Raw genomic sequence first — 17,478 nt, forward strand, 5'->3', positions numbered from 1 at the left:
AATTTAAGAGTATAGTTGATTTTAAACATATATAAGAATCTTTTTATATTAAAAGATATTGACATATTAGTAAATAAATTGTATACTGAATAGAGGGAATAACGATTCCCTAAATATTATTTTGTTAATAAAAAGGAGGAATTTTTATGAAAACAGATGTGCAAATTGCTCAAGAAGCAAAAATGAAACCTATCAGAGAAGTAGCTGATTACTTAGGATTTCCGGAAGAAGCTATAGAGCTTTATGGAAATTATAAAGCAAAGTTAAATATACATGAATTAAAAGACTATAACGAAAGACCAAATGGAAAGTTAATTTTAGTTACTGCTATTACTCCAACTCCTGCAGGAGAAGGTAAGACAACAACTGTTGTAGGTCTTGGTGATGGTTTAAATAAAATTGGAAAAAGAACAGCTCTTGCACTTAGAGAACCTTCTTTAGGACCAGTTTTTGGTGTTAAAGGTGGTGCTGCAGGTGGTGGATATGCTCAAGTAGTTCCAATGGAAGATATTAACTTACATTTCACAGGAGATTTCAACGCTATAGGTGCTGCAAACAACTTATTAGCTGCAATGTTAGATAATCATATTAATCATGGAAATGAGTTAGATATTGATGCAAGAACAATTACTTTGAAAAGAGTTGTTGATATGAATGACAGACAACTTCGTTTCATAGTTGATGGATTAAATGGAAAATCTAATGGTGTTCCTAGAGAAGATGGATTTGAAATCGTAGTTGCATCAGAAGTAATGGCTATTTTATGTCTATCAAATGATTTAAGAGATTTAAAAGAAAAACTTGGAAAAATTATTGTTGCTTATAATAGAAAAGGCGAACCTGTAACTGCAAAAGACTTAAATGCTCAAGGCGCAATGGCAGCTTTACTAAAAGATGCTATTAAACCAAATCTTGTTCAAACATTAGAACATACTCCAGCATTTATTCATGGTGGACCATTTGCAAATATTGCACATGGATGTAATAGTATAATTGCTACAAAATTAGCTTTAAAATATGCAGATTATGTTGTAACAGAAGCTGGTTTCGGAGCTGACTTAGGAGCAGAAAAATTCCTTGATATTAAATGTAGATTTGCTGGTTTAAACCCAAATGCAGTTGTAGTAGTTGCTACTGTAAGAGCATTAAAAATGCATGGTGGACTTGCTAAGACTGAACTTGGTAATGAAGATTTAGTAGCATTAGAAAAAGGTCTTCCAAACTTATTAAAACATGTTGAAAATATGCAAAATCTATTTGGTATTCCTTGCGTTGTTGCTATTAACAAATTCCCATTAGATACTGAAGCAGAATTAAAATTAATAGAAGATAAATGTAAAGAATTAGGTGTTAATGTTGTACTTTCAGATGTTTGGGCAAAAGGTGGAGAAGGTGCTGTTGATTTAGCAAATGAAGTTGTAAGACTTGCTGAAAATAGTAAACCTATTAACCAAATTTATGATATAGAAGATTCACTAGAAGAAAAATTAAATAAAATTGTTCAAAAAGTTTATGGCGGTTTAGGAGTAACATTCTCTCCAGGAGTTAAAAAGAAAATTAAAACTATTGAAGAATTAGGATATAAAAATGTTCCAATCTGTATGGCTAAAACTCAATATTCTTTCTCAGATGATAAGAATAAGGTAGGTAGACCAGAAGGATTTAAAGTAAATATTAAAGATATTAAGATTGCTGCAGGAGCAGGTTTTGCTGTTGCTTACAGTGGAGATATTATGACAATGCCTGGATTACCAAAAGTACCAGCTGCTAATAATATTGATATTACAGATGATGGAAAAATAGTTGGATTATTCTAGTTAATAGGAGGAATTTATGGAACAAAAAATGTGTGATAAAACCATAAATTTATTTATACAAGAATTATCAGATAAACAACCTGTACCAGGGGGCGGAGGAGCTTCTGCCCTTGTTGGCGCTTTAGGAGTAGCACTTCTAAATATGGATGCAATTTATACAACTGGTAATGAAAAATTTAAAGATGTTGAAGAAGAAATTTTGGAACAAATTAAGAAATACAATGAATTAATTGTTTCATTAAAAGAACTTGTTCAAGGAGATGCAGATGCATTTTATCCACTATCTCAATGTTACAAGATGCCAAGAACAACTGATGAAGAAAAAAGATTAAAAAGAGAAGCTTTAGAGGTTAATCTTTATAATGCTGCTATGATTCCATTACAAATTATGGAAAAATCTTATGAGGCACTTTGTTTAGTTGATAGACTAATAAGAATTGGAAATCAAAATCTTATTGGAGATGTTGCAACTGGAGCTGTATTCTTAGAATCTGCGCTTAAAGGTGCAAGTTTAAGTGTATTCGCAAATACTTCTTCAATGAAAAATGAAGAAAATATTAAAACTATAAATGAAAAATCCATGAAACTATTAAAAGATGGAACTGAACTTGCTAATAAAGCTTTTGAAGAAATTTTTAATGGATTTTTAAAATAAGGAGATTGTTATGACAACAATAATGAAAGGTAAGGATGTAGCTATAGCTTTAAAAGAAAAAATTAAAGCTGGAGTTGCTGAATTAAAAGAAAAAGGAAAAATTACAACTTGTGGTTTTATTAGAGTTGGAGATAGAAGCGACTCAATTGGATATGAAAATGCAGCAATTAAAGTATTATCATCTTTAGGAATTGAATGTGTGCAATTTCATTTTCCAGAAGATATTTCTGAAGCTGATTTTATTACTGAACTTGAAAAAATTGGTAACGATGATAATGTTGATGGTTTCTTACTATTAAGACCATTACCATCACATATTGATGATGATTTAGTTGGTATGAAAATTAATCCTAAAAAGGATATTGATGGAGTTAGTCCATACAATATTGGGGAGGTTTTTTATCCAAAAGAAGATAGCTTTATTCCATGTACAGCTGCTGCAGTAATTAAAATGTTAGAATTTTATGATTTAGATTTATCCGGAAAAAATGCGGTAGTTCTTGGACGTAGTAATGTTATTGGAAAGCCAGTTGCAATGTTGTTATTAGCAAAAAATGCTACAGTTACTGTATGTCATAGTAGAACTCAAAATTTAAAAGAAGTATGTAAAAATGCAGATGTTCTAGTTTCAGCTATTGGTAAAGCTCATTTTGTTACAAAAGACTATGTTAAAGAAGGTGCAATTGTAGTTGATGTTGGAACAAATTATGACGAAAACGGAAAGGTAACAGGAGACGTTCATTTTGATGAAGTTTCTGAAATTGCTAGTTATATAAATCCTGTACCAGGTGGTATTGGATCAATTACAACATCAGTTTTAGCTGAAAAATGTTTAATCGCTGCTAGAAAAAAGGTAAAATAATATGGACTATGAAACTGCAATGATAAAACTTAGAGGAGAAGTTTGCAGTGGAGTTAAATTAGGTTTACAAAATATAAAAATTCTTATGGAAAAATTAGGAAATCCACAAGATAAATTAAAAGTTATTCATATTGCAGGAACCAATGGAAAGGGTTCCTGCACTTCTTTTGTAAACTCTGTTTTAGTTTCACAAGGATATAAAGTTGGTATGTTTACTTCTCCATCTATATATAACTTTGAAGAAAGAATTAGAATTAATAATAAGAATATACCAGAAGATAAATTAATAGAATTAATGAATGAAGTAAGAAATGTTGCAAATACACTTGAAGTATTTCCAGCTGATTTCGAACTTATAACGGCAGTATCTCTATTGTACTTTTACCGTGAAAAGTGTGATTTTGCAATTATGGAAGTAGGTCTTGGTGGAAGACTTGATGCTACAAATGTAATAGAGAGACCTCTAATAACTATGATTACTTCAATAAGCTTTGATCATCAACAATTTTTAGGAAATACAATTTCTGAAATTGCGCTTGAAAAAGCTGGTATAATTAAAAAAGGAATTCCACTAATATTATATGCTCAAAGTAATGAAATTATGGAAACAATTATTAAAGTTGCAAAAGAAAAAAATTCAAAAGTGATAGTGAATGATTTATCAAAAATAGATATTTTAGAAAATAAAAAATCTGGACAAGTTATTAACTATAAGAATTTTAAAAATTTAAAAATTAATTTATTAGGTTCTCATCAGGTTAATAATGCAACTATTTCTTTAGAATTACTTATTGAACTTAGAAACATGGGATTTGATATATCTGATGAAAGTATATATAAAGGATTTTCTACAGTTAGTTGGCCATGTAGATTTGAATTAGTTTCAAAAAAACCTGATTTTATATTAGATGGAGCGCACAATATTGATGGAGTTGAAAAGTTTATATCTAATATGAATTTTTATTATAAAAACACAAAAAAAATAGCAATTTTTGGTGTTTTAGAAGATAAAGATTACAATGAGATGCTTGAAAAAATAATTCCTTGTTTTGATGTGTTTTTAACTGTTAGACCAGATTCGGATAGAGCCATGAATGCTTCTGATCTAAGAGAAAAAATAAGATGCTTAACTGATAAAGAAGTATATAGCTTTGAAGATTATCAAGAAGCTATAGATAAATCTTTTAGTATTTCTAACAAAGATGATGTTATCTCTGCATTTGGCTCATTATATTTTGTAGGAGAAGTTCGTAAACTACTAGGAGTTAGTGATTATTAATGGACAAAAAGATTTTAAGAAAAGATATATTAGAAAAATTAAAAACAATTAATAGTAAAGAACGATTATCATTTGAAAAAGCTATATATAATAAACTATTTGAAAATGAAAATTTTAAAAAAGCAAAATGTATAGCTCTTACTATTCCTTTTGGTACAGAAATAAATACTTATCCAATAATTGAAAAATTATTGAATGAAGGTAAGACTGTTTGTTCTCCAATATGCGAAAAAGAAAGTAGGAATATGATTTTTTATAAAATCAATTCTTTAGATGAACTAGTTGAAGGTTATTATGGAATAAAAACACCTCCAGAAAAAAAAGAAAATATCGTTGAAAAAGATATGATTGATTTAATATTAGTTCCAGGTGTTGGATTTGACAAAGATAATTATAGGATTGGTTTTGGTGGAGGATATTATGATAGGTATTTAAAAGACTATAAAGGTTATACAATATCCCTTGCATTTAAAGATCAAATTATTGATAAAGTTCCTATAAATGAATTTGATTTACCTGTTAATTTAGTAATTACAAATTAATATATTTATTTTAAAAATAGTTTTATCAAAAAACTATTTTTTTCTTGCAAAAATCTCAAAAATAGTATATTATATAGACTAGGTATATTTTAAAATGGAGGTAGAAATGATAAAATTATTTTCAGATATGGGAGCAGATATCCCAGTAGAAATTGCCAAAAAATATAAAATTCATATATTTAATATGAGTGTTACAGATGGAGAAAATGAATATATTTTAAATAAAGACATAGATAAGTATAAATTATTTGATAATATGGCCAAAGGGGTTAACTACAAAACTTCTCAGGTTTCTTATAAAGATTTTTATGATGCTTTTAAAGAAGAACTTTTAGCTAATAATGAAATTATTTATATTTCACTATCTTCTGGACTTTCTGGAACTTATAATACTGCAAATATGGTAAAAAATGATTTACTTGAAGAATTTCCTGATTCAAAAATCCATATAGTAGATAGTTTAGGTGCAAGTTTTGGATATGGTATTTTGGCTGTAAAAGTTGCACAAATGATAGATAATAATGAATCGGTAGAAGATATTTTAAAATATACAGAATTTTTTAAAAAACATATAAATTATATATTTACTTTAGATGATTTAACTTATTTATATAGAGGAGGAAGATTAAATAAAGCTAAATTTATTTTAGGTAATTTATTAAACATTTGTCCAATATTAGATATTTCTAAAGATGAAGGAAAACTTAACTTTTTCGATAAAGTTAGAGGAAATAAAGCTTTTAAAAAGAAATTTTTAGATATTATAAAAAGTAGATCAAGTGTATTGGATAAACAAACTATACTAATTCTTCATGGAGATTGCGAAGAAAAAGCTAATGAAATAAAAGAATTATTGAAAACTGAATTTAATAATGACAATATAATAATTAGTGGAGTAGATGCTGTTATAGGTTGTCATACTGGTCCAACTGTTCTAGCAATAGTATATTTGGATGAGTTGTACGGTAAATATGATATATTTGAAATTTAAGGGTTAGTAATAACCCTTTAATTATTTTCGGAGATGATTATAATTAAACATATTTATGAATTTTTAATTATTTTAATTTTTTTGTTTATTGGAACTGTTTTGGAAATATTTTTAAAGTCTCCAATTCCAGCTACAATTTTATCAATGTTATTTCTAGTTGCATTATTATATTTTAAAATAATTGATTTAATTGCATTAAAGAGCTATTTGAGTCAAGATGTTAAGTTGCTTGGATATGGACCAATGATAGGAATTTCAACAGAATCCATAGAAACTAGAACATTTACAAGATATGAACTTAAAGAAATAAAAAAAGTGCTAAAATATATAAGAGATTATTATATTGGGAAAATTGGAAAAGAAACTTTAAAGGATTATCTATCATCATTTGCAAGATATATAGTTTTATTTCTACTAGGAAGACTTGATATAATTGATAGACAAAATACAGGAGTTATGTTAAGGTGGATTTCTGATGGTATTGATTTAATAGATAAAGCTTTAGATACTAGACGTTCAAGAGTTACTATGAAATTTATGAGACTGACTTGGAAAACAACTGGATTTAGTGTGATTACAGGAGGAATTATTTTACGATAATTAGAATTTATTAAATTACTGTAAGAATAGGGGATGTTTGTATGTCGAGTAATGTTTGTTTTACTTTTACTAGTATTATATTATTAGGTAGTGTATTTTCTTTATTTAGTTTATTAGATGATTGTATTATTTTAAAAAGATTAAAAAAAGATGATACAATTTCAAAAGAAGAAAATAAATATTTAAAAAGATTACTAGTGAAAAATATACTAGTAATTTTAAACATATTGTTTATTGACTTTTTTCTAATAAGCTTTCTTGATTATATTGTGAAATTAGAGTTTCTAAATAAGTTTTAATTAACAGTAGTATAGTAAAAAGATAATTTTGTGTTGATAGTTAGAAAATTTAATATTATGTAAATTTAAAATAACTACCGAAAATACGGTAGTTATTTTTGTAAAAAAGATATAAACTCAGTTTTATTTTTGTCATTAGTGAAAAGCTTATAAAATTTTCTAGATTTTTGTTCAATTTCAAATTTGTTTTTTTGAAAATCCGATAGATTTTGTGTGCTTTTATTTGTTGTTATAATTTCTAGATTGGTTTTATTTTTTATTTCTTTTAGCAGTTCTTGTCCTTTTTTATTAAAGCCTAGAACTGTTATATATTCAATATCTTTTGAATAAATTTCTTTTATTTCTTTATTAATATTTAATAGATAATTATAAATAAATCTTTTTATTCTAACTTTTTTATATCTTTTACTCTGGATTTTTTCTGCTAATTCTTCTATAGAGTTTACTGAATATATATTTTTCTTAATTAAATTTAAAATTCCATTTTCATAATTTACAATATTTTCAGGCTTTATTTGATTTAATATAATATTGTATTTTAATATTTCTAAAACCATCTTTTCGTTTGGTAAGATCTTATTCTTTAGAGAATTATTTAACTCAATAAAAGTATTTTTATCTATAAATTTTTCGGTTTTTTCTATATTATTTTCATAAATTGCTTTTCTTATTGCAGAAGCGCTTAGTTGCTCATTTGAACTATAGTTATCATCATTATAATTTTTTCCTTTTCTTTTTATTGGAAAAGGTGTGATTAGAGAGTTTGATAATATTAAGTTTTTAATATATTCTATTGAAAGAATATTATTTGAAATAAAAAAGTCGTCTTGTAGTTCTAAAATTTTATATTTACTATTGATTTCTAAACAAGCATTTTTATATGCAACAGCATAGCTATTTCCTAATTTCATTTCATAATTTAAAATTTCTTCAATTTTATCTCTGTATTGAAGTTGAAAGTTTGCAATCTTGATGATATCTTCTTTTTTATCACATTCGAAACCAAAACAAAGATAGTCAACTATATTTAATTTGTTTAAGATTGAAATTCCACCTTTTGCAAAATTTTCTGCACTTTGTAAACTGTAAAAAAATGGAAGTTCTATTACAAGGTCAATTCCATTATTTATTGCAATTTTAGCTCTTGTATATTTATCTAATATAGCACATTCTCCACGTTGAACAAAATCGCCACTCATTATTGCTATTACAGAGGTATCTATCTCATTTTTTAGGGTATCTATTTGATACTTATGTCCTAAATGGAATGGATTATATTCTGATATTATTCCAGAAACTTTCATACTATCTCCTTTTGTTTATAAAATCAGTATTATTTTAAATAATCTCTTTATATTAATTATACCATATAATAAAATTAAATATAAAACTAATTTAACTAAATTATCAGAAATTTATCAATTTTATATACTGGTAATTATTGACTAAATATTAAAAAAAATATATAATAGTTATACTATTTTAATATATACTTTTGGAGGTTTATTATGGATATTAGAGTAGTTAGTGAAAGCATATTCGATATTGAATCTGATTGTATTGTATATTTTGTTGATAATGCTTTTTCAAACGATGATACAATGGAGATTATTTCTAAAGCTGGTAATAGACTACTTGATGTTTTTAGTAAATTAAGTTCTTTAGCGACAGGGGAATATAAGATTATTCCTGCATTTAATCTAAAAACAATTTATACTATTATAAGCTCGATTCCTCAAAAAATAGAAACTTCAGAAGATGAAAAATTTTTAGAAGAAATTTTTGAAGATATTTTTTCTGGAATAAAAAAACGTGAGTTTAATACAGTTGCTGTTGATATAACACGACTTTCAAATAGTTATAGTTTTAAACATAGTGAAATTTTCAAAAAATTTTTAAGAAATATTGATGATGATATTGTAGTTTTTATGTGCAAATAGATTAAAAACTATATTTTTATGTTTTAATTTAAAAATAGATTAGAAAAAGGGGGGGAGAAAATTATGAATGCTTTATTAGATAAAGACACAAGAATAGCTTTGGAATACAATTTTTTATATTTAAAAGATTCCGTAGCATTTGATATTTTTATTTCCTCACTTTCAATTGAACAACGTGGCTTTAATGTTAGGTTTAGACAAGCAATTTTTAATAAAATTTCAAAAAGTATAGATGTATTCTACAAAAATAGATCTGATAAGGAATATATAAAAAGCGCTGTTCAAAAACTAGTTTATGATGATATTAATAGATTAGAAATAGTTTTAGCAGTTGATTCTTATATCTATGGTAAAAAATCAAATGTTTTTGCTAATGAAGTTGAAAACTATTTTCTACTTAATTATCCAAATTTAAAGATTAGCAAAAAGCAAAAATTAATTGTTAGAAAATTATCTTCAAAAGACTATAGATTTAGAAATAGAGTTATAAATAATGTTATAGACTACTATAATCTTAACAAAAAGTTTGAAGAAAAAGCTAATGAATTTTTTGAAAATGTAATAAAAGAATATATTTTTAATCTTAATAATTATATTGTAAAACAATTGAAATTAGAGTTTAAAGGTAATAATTATTATGTTTTACAAAAGGAAAAATTTTTGACAAAGAATGATTTAGAGAATCTTTATAATCATATATATAAAGTTTTTATGGAACATTTACATAAAACTTCAAGAATATTTATATGGTATGGACTTAATGATAAAGTAACAAGTAGATATAAAAACTAAAGTCAAAAACTTATGTTTTTGACGTTTTTTATGATAGGAGATGTTTATGGGTTATACAGCTTTTTTACTTATGATTATTAATATTTTATCTAAAATATTTGGCTTTTTTAGAGAAATATTACTATCATATTTTTATGGAACAGGTGAGATTGCAACAGCGTTTCAAATTTCACTTTTAGTTCCGTATACAATTTTAGGTTTTGTAATGTCAGGTATTTCAATTAATTTTATACCTACATACACAACTATAGAAAGAAATAAAGGTAGAACAGAATCTGAAAAATTTACAAGTAATATTATTAATATAATTTTTTTAATATCAATTTTTGCAACTATTTTAGCATATATTTTTGCTAGACAAATAGTATTTATTTTTGCAATGGGTTATTCAGGTGAAATTTTTGAATTATCTGTACAATTTACAAGAATTACGATTCTTGGAATGTTTGCTCAACTTTTAAATTCAATTTTTAAGGGTTACTTGAATATAAAAGGAAATTTTATTATTCCAGGGTCTACAGGATTTTTATATAATATAATAATTATTATATTTTTAATAATTAGTTATAAAATTAATCCTATTTTAGCTCCAATTGGAGTTACTGTTGCAACAATTTTTCAGTATATTCCATATATATGGGCAATTAAAGATACTGGTTATAAACATAAATTTTTTGTTGATTACAAAGATGAAAATATAAAGAAACTTTTGATTTTGGCACTTCCTATAATTTTTGGAGTTGCTGTAAATCAAATTAATCAACTAATAGATAAAAATTTAGCATCATTCATTTCTGTTAGAGGAATTTCAGTTTTATCATATTCAGTTAAACTAAATGAATTTGTTTGGGGAATTTTGGTGGTATCTATAGTAACTTCTATTTTTCCAACTCTTAGCAAATTAGCTATAGAATCAAAACAAAAGTTTAAAGTTCAGATTGCAAAAACTCTTTCAACAATTATATACTTAGTAACACCTGCGTGTGTTGGTATATTAATTTTTTCTAAAGAAATAGTAACGTTAATATTTAAAAGAGGAAAGTTTGATGAAAATGATGTTATTTTAGTTTCTGGCGTTTTATTTTATTATGGTTTAGGACTTATAGGTTTAGGAATAAGAGATGTACTTTCAAATTCATTTTATGCACTTAAAATGACAAGAATCCCTCTTATAAATTCTATTGAAATGGTAATTTTAAATGTAGTTACATCTATAATACTATCTAGATTTATGGGACTAAATGGACTTGCATTGGGATCAAGTATTGCAACTATTTTTGGTGCTATTAATTTATATATAAAACTTGAAAAACAAATTGGTAAGATAAAAACTAAAGGTATTATTAATAATGGTAAAAAAGTAATTATATCAGCTTTTGCTATGGCACTTGTTTCAAAATTGTGTTTTACAATATTAAATTTAAAATTATCTACTAATTTAAGTTTTTTAATAGCTCTCATTTTAGCTGGAATAACTTATGCGGTTGTTTCTGTTTTACTTAGAACAAGACAAGCTATAGATATTTTAAAAGTGATTTTAAAGAAATTTTAATTATATGTAATATTAGAAAGGAGAAAAAATGAAAAAAGGAAATATTTTATTTGGTACTATAGGTGCAATCATAGGTAGTTTTGCTGGTGTAGCCCTATATGTAGGTGTTGCTTTATTAAAAGTATTTAGTTCTTGGTCAGGGGCTATTTCTTTGTATTGTGCAATTTTTATGTATACTTTATTTTCAAGAAAATTATCAAAACTTGGAGTTGTAATATCAATTATAGTGTCGTGTGCATCTATGTTTTTAGCTGAAGTAATAACAACTTGTATTTTTATTGCTAATAGATACCATATACCATTTTTTGAAGTATTTAAGAACTTTTTAAAGGTATATCCAAAATTAACAAATAAGGGCTTATTTTGGCTATATCCAATATTAGCTTGTGTATTTGTAATTATAGGAGGTTATGGTTACTTAGTTAATAAAAATAAAAATGACGTTGAATTCTTTGATGATGATTATATTGATGATGAAGAATACGATGACGACGAAGATGACGAAGATGAAGAATAAAATTTTCTTTTAATAAAATTATAAAAGAGCAATATATTGCTCTTTTTTTTATACTTAGTTGACTTTTTTACTATTTATTGTTATAATAATCAATAATTGAATAAAATGCTTTGAAGGAAAGAAATTTGGTTGAAATTTTAAGAGAAGTAATGTTTGGTGTGATTTACTAATGGATATTAAATGGGACAATCTGGAGCTAATATTTTAAAGAGAGATACCTATAATTAGGGTGGTACCGCGGATTAATTTCGTCCCTGCATTTTGCAGGGACTTTTTTTATAAGGAGGATAATATGGCACAAATGGGAAACTTAAGAAGAACACATATGTGTGGAAACTTAAGAAAAGAAGATATTGGTAAAGAAGTAACTTTAATGGGTTGGGTTGCAAAAGAACGTAATTTAGGTTCATTAATATTTATGGATTTAAGAGATACAACTGGAATATCGCAGATAGTTGTAAGAGATACTTTAGGTGAAGAAATTTTTAATAATGCTAAAGAAATTAGATCTGAATATGTTTTAGCAGTTAAAGGTATAGTATCTGAAAGAGAGAGTAAAAATCCAAGAATGGCAACAGGAGATATTGAAATAGAAGTAAATGAACTTGTTATTTTAGACACTGCTCAAACTCCTCCAATATATGTAAAAGATGATGATAATGTAGCAGAAAGTTTAAGGTTAAAATATAGATTTTTAGATTTAAGAAAAGAGAGTTTACAAAATAATTTAAAATTAAGAGCAAAGGTGTGTAAAGTTATTAGAGATTTTTACACTGAAAATAACTTTATAGAAATAGAAACACCATATCTTAATAAACCTACTCCAGAGGGGGCTAGAGATTATCTTGTACCTTCAAGAGTAAATCCTGGTAATTTTTATGCGCTTCCACAGTCACCACAAATTATGAAACAACTTTTAATGATTTCTGGAATGGATAGATATTTTCAAATCGTTAAATGTTTTAGAGATGAAGATTTAAGAGCAAATAGACAACCTGAATTTACACAAGTTGATTTAGAAATGAGTTTTGTTGATGTTGAAGATGTTATAGATGTTAACGAAAGAATGCTAAAAAAACTATTTAAAGAAATTAAAGGAATAGATATTGAGCTTCCAATTAAGAGAATGAAATATGATGATGCAATGGAGAAATATGGTAGTGATAAACCAGATTTGCGTTTTGGCTTTGAAATTAAAGATATTACTGATTGTGTTAAAAATGTAGAATTTGATTTATTTAAAAACGCAATTTTATCAGGTGGAAGTGTTAGAGCTATTTCAATAGGTGAATACTCAAAAGAATATACTAGAAAGAAAATAGATAAATTAATTGATTCTATTAAAGATTTTGGAGCTAAGAATCTTTTTTGGATAAAAATCACAAATGGAGAAATTACATCTTCAATTTCTAAATTTTTAAATGAAGAAATAATTTCTGAAATAAAATCTAAAATGGATTCTAAAAATGATGATTTAATTCTAATACTTGCTGATAAAAATGATATAGTCTTAAATTCTTTAGGAGCTTTAAGATGTGTAATTGCTAAAGAAATGAACTTATTAAATCCTAATGAATACAATCTTTGTTGGATTGTAGATTTTCCTCTTTTTGAATATGATGATGATGAAAAAAGATTCGTTTCAAAACATCATCCATTTACTCATCCTAAGGATGAAGATATACAATATTTAGAAAGCAATCCTGAAAAAGTATATGCAAAAGCTTATGATATTGTTATAAATGGTGATGAACTTGGTGGAGGTTCAATTAGAATTAATAATTCTGAATTACAAAATAAAATGTTTAAAGCTTTAGGTCTTACAAAAGAAGAAACAGAAGTTAAGTTTGGTTTTTTACTTGAAGCATTAAAATATGGAACACCACCACATGGAGGTTTAGCCTTTGGTTTAGATAGACTAATTATGTTGCTTGCTGGGACAAACAATATTAAAGATGTAATTGCTTTTCCAAAGACACAATCCGCATCTGATTTATTAACTGATGCACCTAGTATGGTATCTGAAGCACAACTTGAGGAGTTAAATTTAAAAATTGGAAAATAATATTTATACAAGAACAGAACTTTTAATTGGACAAGATTCGCTTAATACACTAAAAAATTCCAAGGTTATTGTTTTTGGAATTGGTGGAGTTGGTAGTTTTACCGTAGAATCCCTTTGTAGATGTGGAATAGGTGAAATTTCACTTGTAGACTTTGATACAATTGATATTACTAATATTAATAGACAAATTCATGCATTTATTTGCAATGTGGGTAAATATAAAGTAGATGAAATGAAAAAAAGGATAGAACTAATAAATCCGGATATAAAAGTAAATATTTTTAAAGTAAAGTTAGAAAAAGATAATATAGATAGTTTTAATTTAAAATATTATGATTATGTTGTAGATGCAATAGATACAATTACTTCTAAAATATATCTAATAAAATATTGTTATGAAAATAATATAAAAATAATTAGTGCAATGGGAGCAGGAAATAAAATGGATCCTACTAGATTCAAAGTTTCAGATATCAATAAAACTTCAGTTTGTCCACTTGCAAGAGTTATAAGGAGAGAATTAAAGAAAATTGGAGTAAAAAAATTAAAATGTGTCTACTCTGATGAAATATCAGTTGGAGAAAAAATAGAATCAGAAGAGAGAAGAAAATCATCTCCATCAAGTATTAGTTTTATTCCTTCAGCAATGGGACTCATAATTTCTTCAGAAGTTGTAAAGGATTTGATATTATGGAACAAATAGGATATATTACAAAAATTTTACCTGAAAATCAATGTAAGGTTTTAATTTCTAGAATTAGTGGCTGTAAAGGTACATGTAAATCATGCAGTGGATGTCCTACGCCGACTATGCATATCATAATGAATAATAATTTAAATGTTTCGGTTGGAGATCAAGTAAAAATTGGTGTTGATAGTAATATTGTATTAAAATATTCGATATTTTTATATGGATTTCCTGTGCTAATGTTTATATTATCAATACTTTTAGTTAATTTATTTTTTCCAAAATTAAAAGCAATTGATACTATTGGATTTGTAGTAGGATTTATTACAATGATTATATCATTTATAATAGTTAAATACGTGGATAATAAATATGCGTATTTAGCAACAAGAGCAATGTACATGCAAGAAATAATTTTTAAAAAAGAATAAAAAATAAATATTTTATTTTTGACATATCTTCAATTTTAATAGGAGATATGTCTTTTTTTATATTTTATTTTAAATTTTAATAAAAAATTATCTAAAAATATGTATATAAAAATTAAATTTTTAATAATGAAAATTTTTATTAATTTATTGAAAATTTTTATTAATTTATTGAAAATTTTATGTAATTGTGTTAATATATATTTGATAAGATTAATATTGATATTAAAGCATTAGTTAATATAATTAGTGCTTAACTTTTTCGTATCTTTTTGATATGTATTATCTTTATCATAAATTGTTTTTGGGAGGTGCAAAGTTATAAAAAGAATATTTTCATTTTTTCTAATTCTTTGTAGTGTTTTATTTGTATGCAATATTGGAAATGTCGAAGCTAAGGTTGAAAAGAAAAAGTACAATAATTGGCAAGAGGTTGCTAAAGACATGCATTTAAAATTTACAGAAGCAAAAGAGTATGCGGATAAAAAAGATTTTCAAAGTGCTTATAAAGCAATAGATTCTGCTTATTTTGATTATTATGAAGTTCAGGGATTTGAAAAGAACGTAATGGTAGCAATTTCAAATAGCAGAGTAAATGAAATTGAAGCGCTTTTTAGAGAAATTAAGCATGCTTTTTTAGGAAACACAAGTGATTCAGTTGAAAAGTTAAAGTCTTCAATAGATGAGCTTGATATGAAAGTTTATAGAGATGCACTTGTTTTAGATAAAGTTATTTCAAAAAACGCACCAGACTCTGAAGGAAAAGTTGTATTTGGTAATGTTGAGGTTAAACAAGGTGATGAGAAAGCAAAAAATATTCAGGATTTTTTCACATCATTCAGTTTAATGCTTAGAGAAGGATTAGAAGCAATTTTAGTCTGTGTTGCAATCATAGCTTATCTTGTTAAGACAGGGAATAAACATCTTTGTAAATCAGTTTATTTAGGTATGGGTGCAGCTGTTGTCTGTAGTTTTGGTTTAGCTATTATGATAAATTATTTATTAGGTGGAGTTGGACAAGAGCTACTTGAAGGCTGGACTATGTTTTTAGCAGTTATAGTTTTGTTTTATGTTAGTAACTGGATTTTATCTAAATCTGAAGAAGAGGCATGGGAAAATTATATACAAACTAAAGTTCAAAAATCTATAGATAATAAGAGTAAGTGGACATTAGTTTTTGCAGCGTTCTTAGCAGTTTTAAGAGAAGGAGCTGAACTTATATTATTTTATAAAGCTTCGTTTTCAGGAGGAAGGAGTGTAATATATCCAATTGGAGGACTTGTTGCAGCTTCAGTAATATTAGTTGTAATTTTTCTTCTATTTAGATTTACATCAGTTAAGTTACCTCTTAAACCATTTTTCTTATGTACAAGTATACTATTGTATTTAATGTGTATTTCATTTATGGGAAAAGGTGTTATAGAGTTAACAGAAGCAGGGGTGATTTCCGGATCAACAATTATACCTGCAATGCAAGGTTGGAGTATTCCAATTTTGAATATTTATGATAGGGCTGAAACGTTAATTCCACAAATTATGTTGGTTATAATAACTATTTGGATATTGGTAGGTCACTATTTTAAATTAAAAAAATTAAAAAAAGAAAACTAAATTTTTATTAGTTTTAACTTAGGAGGATTAATATTATGAAAAAGTCAAAAATGGTGGTAACATTAGCATTATTAACATCAGTGGGTTTAGTTGGATGTCAAAAAAATGACACTGCTAAATTAAATGAATTACAAAAAACAATTGAAGAAAAAGATAAACAAATTTCAGAATTAACTGAAAAGCTAAAATCTGCTGGAGTTTCTGATGAAAAAGCTGAAGAAGCTGAAAAACCAGGTGAATCTGGATTTGAAGAAATCAATATAGGAGAAGAAAAAATTGTAGGACCTTTCCAAGTTGCTGCAGTTTATTTCCAAGGTGTTGATATGGTTCCAGAAGGAAGACAACCAAGTGCAGCAGAATCAGATATGCATTTAGAAGCAGACATCCATTTAACTAAAGAAGCAGGTAAAAAATTTGGGTTTGGTAATGGAAAAGATATTTGGCCTGCATATTTAACTGTAAATTATAAAGTGTTATCAACTGATGGAAAAGAAGTAACTTCTGGTTCAATGATGCCAATGAATGCTGATGATGGTGCTCATTATGGAACAAATATTAAAAAGAATGTTTTAAAGGTTGGTAAATATAAATTAGTTATAGAAATTCAACCATCTGCTGACTATTTATTACACACTGATGAAGAAACTGGTGTACCAGCAGTAAAAGATGGTGGAAAAGATGCAGCATCAAAATATTATGAAAAACAAACAGTAGAATTTGATTGGGATTATACTGGTCAACAATTACAAAATAAATAGTAAACAATTATTATTTTATATTTTAAAAATAGGCAACCCTCTCTTATGAAATTAAGAGAGGTTTTGCCATATTTTAGGAGTG

General features: G+C 26.2%; 18 protein-coding genes. 17 read left to right on the top strand and 1 reads right to left on the bottom strand.

The genetic code is table 11. From position 1 onward, the window contains the following. Positions 1 to 146: 146 nt before the first annotated feature. From ACLGL0_RS00600 to ACLGL0_RS00635, 8 genes are all read left to right on the top strand, one after another. Positions 147 to 1,817: a formate--tetrahydrofolate ligase gene (locus ACLGL0_RS00600; protein ID WP_233055468.1), complete on the top strand. Its 1,671-nt coding sequence runs from the start codon at positions 147 to 149 to the stop codon at positions 1,815 to 1,817. A gap of 16 nt (positions 1,818 to 1,833) precedes the next feature. Continuing rightward, complete coding sequence (locus tag ACLGL0_RS00605) at positions 1,834 to 2,472, top strand: cyclodeaminase/cyclohydrolase family protein (RefSeq protein WP_233055469.1); 639 nt, start codon at positions 1,834 to 1,836, stop codon at positions 2,470 to 2,472. 10 nt (positions 2,473 to 2,482) lie between these two features. After that, positions 2,483 to 3,334: a bifunctional 5,10-methylenetetrahydrofolate dehydrogenase/5,10-methenyltetrahydrofolate cyclohydrolase gene (locus ACLGL0_RS00610; protein WP_411013245.1), complete on the top strand. Its 852-nt coding sequence runs from the start codon at positions 2,483 to 2,485 to the stop codon at positions 3,332 to 3,334. Position 3,335: 1 nt separating this feature from the next. Further along, positions 3,336 to 4,613, top strand: a complete 1,278-nt coding sequence (locus tag ACLGL0_RS00615; protein WP_411013246.1) for a bifunctional folylpolyglutamate synthase/dihydrofolate synthase — start codon at positions 3,336 to 3,338, stop codon at positions 4,611 to 4,613. After that, positions 4,613 to 5,155 carry a 5-formyltetrahydrofolate cyclo-ligase gene (locus tag ACLGL0_RS00620; RefSeq protein WP_233055472.1) on the top strand — a complete coding sequence of 181 codons (543 nt, stop codon included), beginning with the start codon at positions 4,613 to 4,615 and terminating at the stop codon, positions 5,153 to 5,155. The genes ACLGL0_RS00615 and ACLGL0_RS00620 overlap by 1 nt, the downstream gene beginning before the upstream one ends. A 106-nt stretch (positions 5,156 to 5,261) precedes the next feature. Next, positions 5,262 to 6,146 carry a DegV family protein gene (locus ACLGL0_RS00625; protein WP_411013247.1) on the top strand — a complete coding sequence of 295 codons (885 nt, stop codon included), beginning with the start codon at positions 5,262 to 5,264 and terminating at the stop codon, positions 6,144 to 6,146. Between the two features lie 33 nt (positions 6,147 to 6,179). Next, positions 6,180 to 6,746, top strand: a complete 567-nt coding sequence (locus ACLGL0_RS00630; protein ID WP_411013248.1) for a hypothetical protein — start codon at positions 6,180 to 6,182, stop codon at positions 6,744 to 6,746. A gap of 41 nt (positions 6,747 to 6,787) precedes the next feature. Further along, positions 6,788 to 7,045, top strand: a complete 258-nt coding sequence (locus ACLGL0_RS00635) for a hypothetical protein (RefSeq protein ID WP_314557500.1) — start codon at positions 6,788 to 6,790, stop codon at positions 7,043 to 7,045. 92 nt (positions 7,046 to 7,137) lie between these two features. Here ACLGL0_RS00635 and ACLGL0_RS00640 read toward each other — a convergent pair whose 3' ends face one another. Continuing rightward, the gene (locus ACLGL0_RS00640; RefSeq protein ID WP_411013249.1) at positions 7,138 to 8,349 is read right to left on the bottom strand and encodes a tRNA(Met) cytidine acetate ligase; all 1,212 of its coding nucleotides are present in this window, start codon (positions 8,347 to 8,349) and stop codon (positions 7,138 to 7,140) included. 204 nt (positions 8,350 to 8,553) lie between these two features. On the opposite strand from ACLGL0_RS00640, the gene ACLGL0_RS00645 reads away from it, so the two are divergent. The 9 genes from ACLGL0_RS00645 to ACLGL0_RS00685 all read left to right on the top strand — a co-directional run bounded on the left by ACLGL0_RS00645 (position 8,554) and on the right by ACLGL0_RS00685 (position 17,396). Beyond that, positions 8,554 to 8,985 carry a hypothetical protein gene (locus ACLGL0_RS00645; protein ID WP_314557502.1) on the top strand — a complete coding sequence of 144 codons (432 nt, stop codon included), beginning with the start codon at positions 8,554 to 8,556 and terminating at the stop codon, positions 8,983 to 8,985. A 63-nt stretch (positions 8,986 to 9,048) separates the two neighbouring features. Then, the gene (locus ACLGL0_RS00650) at positions 9,049 to 9,777 is read left to right on the top strand and encodes a hypothetical protein (RefSeq protein WP_314557503.1); all 729 of its coding nucleotides are present in this window, start codon (positions 9,049 to 9,051) and stop codon (positions 9,775 to 9,777) included. Positions 9,778 to 9,823: 46 nt separating this feature from the next. Next, on the top strand, positions 9,824 to 11,329 hold the full coding sequence (gene murJ / locus ACLGL0_RS00655; protein WP_314557504.1) for a murein biosynthesis integral membrane protein MurJ: 1,506 nt from the start codon (positions 9,824 to 9,826) through the stop codon (positions 11,327 to 11,329). Between the two features lie 28 nt (positions 11,330 to 11,357). Then, positions 11,358 to 11,846 (top strand): hypothetical protein, encoded by a 489-nt coding sequence (locus ACLGL0_RS00660; protein ID WP_411013250.1) that lies wholly within the window; start codon positions 11,358 to 11,360, stop codon positions 11,844 to 11,846. Positions 11,847 to 12,138: 292 nt separating this feature from the next. Continuing rightward, positions 12,139 to 13,911 (top strand): aspartate--tRNA ligase, encoded by a 1,773-nt coding sequence (gene aspS / locus ACLGL0_RS00665; protein ID WP_411013251.1) that lies wholly within the window; start codon positions 12,139 to 12,141, stop codon positions 13,909 to 13,911. Next, the gene (locus tag ACLGL0_RS00670; protein ID WP_313962551.1) at positions 13,901 to 14,614 is read left to right on the top strand and encodes a tRNA threonylcarbamoyladenosine dehydratase; all 714 of its coding nucleotides are present in this window, start codon (positions 13,901 to 13,903) and stop codon (positions 14,612 to 14,614) included. Before aspS ends, ACLGL0_RS00670 begins: the two co-directional genes overlap by 11 nt. Then, entirely contained in the window at positions 14,602 to 15,030 is a 429-nt protein-coding gene (locus tag ACLGL0_RS00675) for a SoxR reducing system RseC family protein (protein ID WP_314557508.1), read from the top strand. Before ACLGL0_RS00670 ends, ACLGL0_RS00675 begins: the two co-directional genes overlap by 13 nt. Positions 15,031 to 15,471: 441 nt before the next feature. Further along, the gene (locus ACLGL0_RS00680; RefSeq protein WP_411013252.1) at positions 15,472 to 16,638 is read left to right on the top strand and encodes an FTR1 family iron permease; all 1,167 of its coding nucleotides are present in this window, start codon (positions 15,472 to 15,474) and stop codon (positions 16,636 to 16,638) included. Positions 16,639 to 16,673: 35 nt separating this feature from the next. Next, complete coding sequence (locus tag ACLGL0_RS00685; protein WP_411013253.1) at positions 16,674 to 17,396, top strand: iron transporter; 723 nt, start codon at positions 16,674 to 16,676, stop codon at positions 17,394 to 17,396. The last annotated feature ends 82 nt before the right edge of the window (positions 17,397 to 17,478 follow it).

The sequence above is a fragment of the Parvimonas pharyngis genome, from assembly GCF_046569675.1.
Lineage (GTDB): Bacteria > Bacillota > Clostridia > Tissierellales > Peptoniphilaceae > Parvimonas.

Excerpts from the sequence above, each read along its gene's own strand:
- ACLGL0_RS00635 (WP_314557500.1), top strand. The coding sequence starts at position 6,788 with ATGTCGAGTAATGTTTGTTTTACTTTTACTAGTATTATATTATTAGGT.
- ACLGL0_RS00600 (WP_233055468.1), top strand. The coding sequence starts at position 147 with ATGAAAACAGATGTGCAAATTGCTCAAGAAGCAAAAATGAAACCTATC.
- ACLGL0_RS00650 (WP_314557503.1), top strand. The coding sequence starts at position 9,049 with ATGAATGCTTTATTAGATAAAGACACAAGAATAGCTTTGGAATACAAT.
- ACLGL0_RS00630 (WP_411013248.1), top strand. The coding sequence starts at position 6,180 with ATGATTATAATTAAACATATTTATGAATTTTTAATTATTTTAATTTTT.
- ACLGL0_RS00605 (WP_233055469.1), top strand. The coding sequence starts at position 1,834 with ATGGAACAAAAAATGTGTGATAAAACCATAAATTTATTTATACAAGAA.
- ACLGL0_RS00685 (WP_411013253.1), top strand. The coding sequence starts at position 16,674 with ATGAAAAAGTCAAAAATGGTGGTAACATTAGCATTATTAACATCAGTG.
- ACLGL0_RS00675 (WP_314557508.1), top strand. The coding sequence starts at position 14,602 with ATGGAACAAATAGGATATATTACAAAAATTTTACCTGAAAATCAATGT.
- ACLGL0_RS00640 (WP_411013249.1), bottom strand. The coding sequence starts at position 8,349 with ATGAAAGTTTCTGGAATAATATCAGAATATAATCCATTCCATTTAGGA.
- ACLGL0_RS00645 (WP_314557502.1), top strand. The coding sequence starts at position 8,554 with ATGGATATTAGAGTAGTTAGTGAAAGCATATTCGATATTGAATCTGAT.
- ACLGL0_RS00615 (WP_411013246.1), top strand. The coding sequence starts at position 3,336 with ATGGACTATGAAACTGCAATGATAAAACTTAGAGGAGAAGTTTGCAGT.
- murJ (WP_314557504.1), top strand. The coding sequence starts at position 9,824 with ATGGGTTATACAGCTTTTTTACTTATGATTATTAATATTTTATCTAAA.
- ACLGL0_RS00625 (WP_411013247.1), top strand. The coding sequence starts at position 5,262 with ATGATAAAATTATTTTCAGATATGGGAGCAGATATCCCAGTAGAAATT.
- ACLGL0_RS00620 (WP_233055472.1), top strand. The coding sequence starts at position 4,613 with ATGGACAAAAAGATTTTAAGAAAAGATATATTAGAAAAATTAAAAACA.
- ACLGL0_RS00680 (WP_411013252.1), top strand. The coding sequence starts at position 15,472 with ATGCATTTAAAATTTACAGAAGCAAAAGAGTATGCGGATAAAAAAGAT.
- aspS (WP_411013251.1), top strand. The coding sequence starts at position 12,139 with ATGGCACAAATGGGAAACTTAAGAAGAACACATATGTGTGGAAACTTA.
- ACLGL0_RS00610 (WP_411013245.1), top strand. The coding sequence starts at position 2,483 with ATGACAACAATAATGAAAGGTAAGGATGTAGCTATAGCTTTAAAAGAA.
- ACLGL0_RS00660 (WP_411013250.1), top strand. The coding sequence starts at position 11,358 with ATGAAAAAAGGAAATATTTTATTTGGTACTATAGGTGCAATCATAGGT.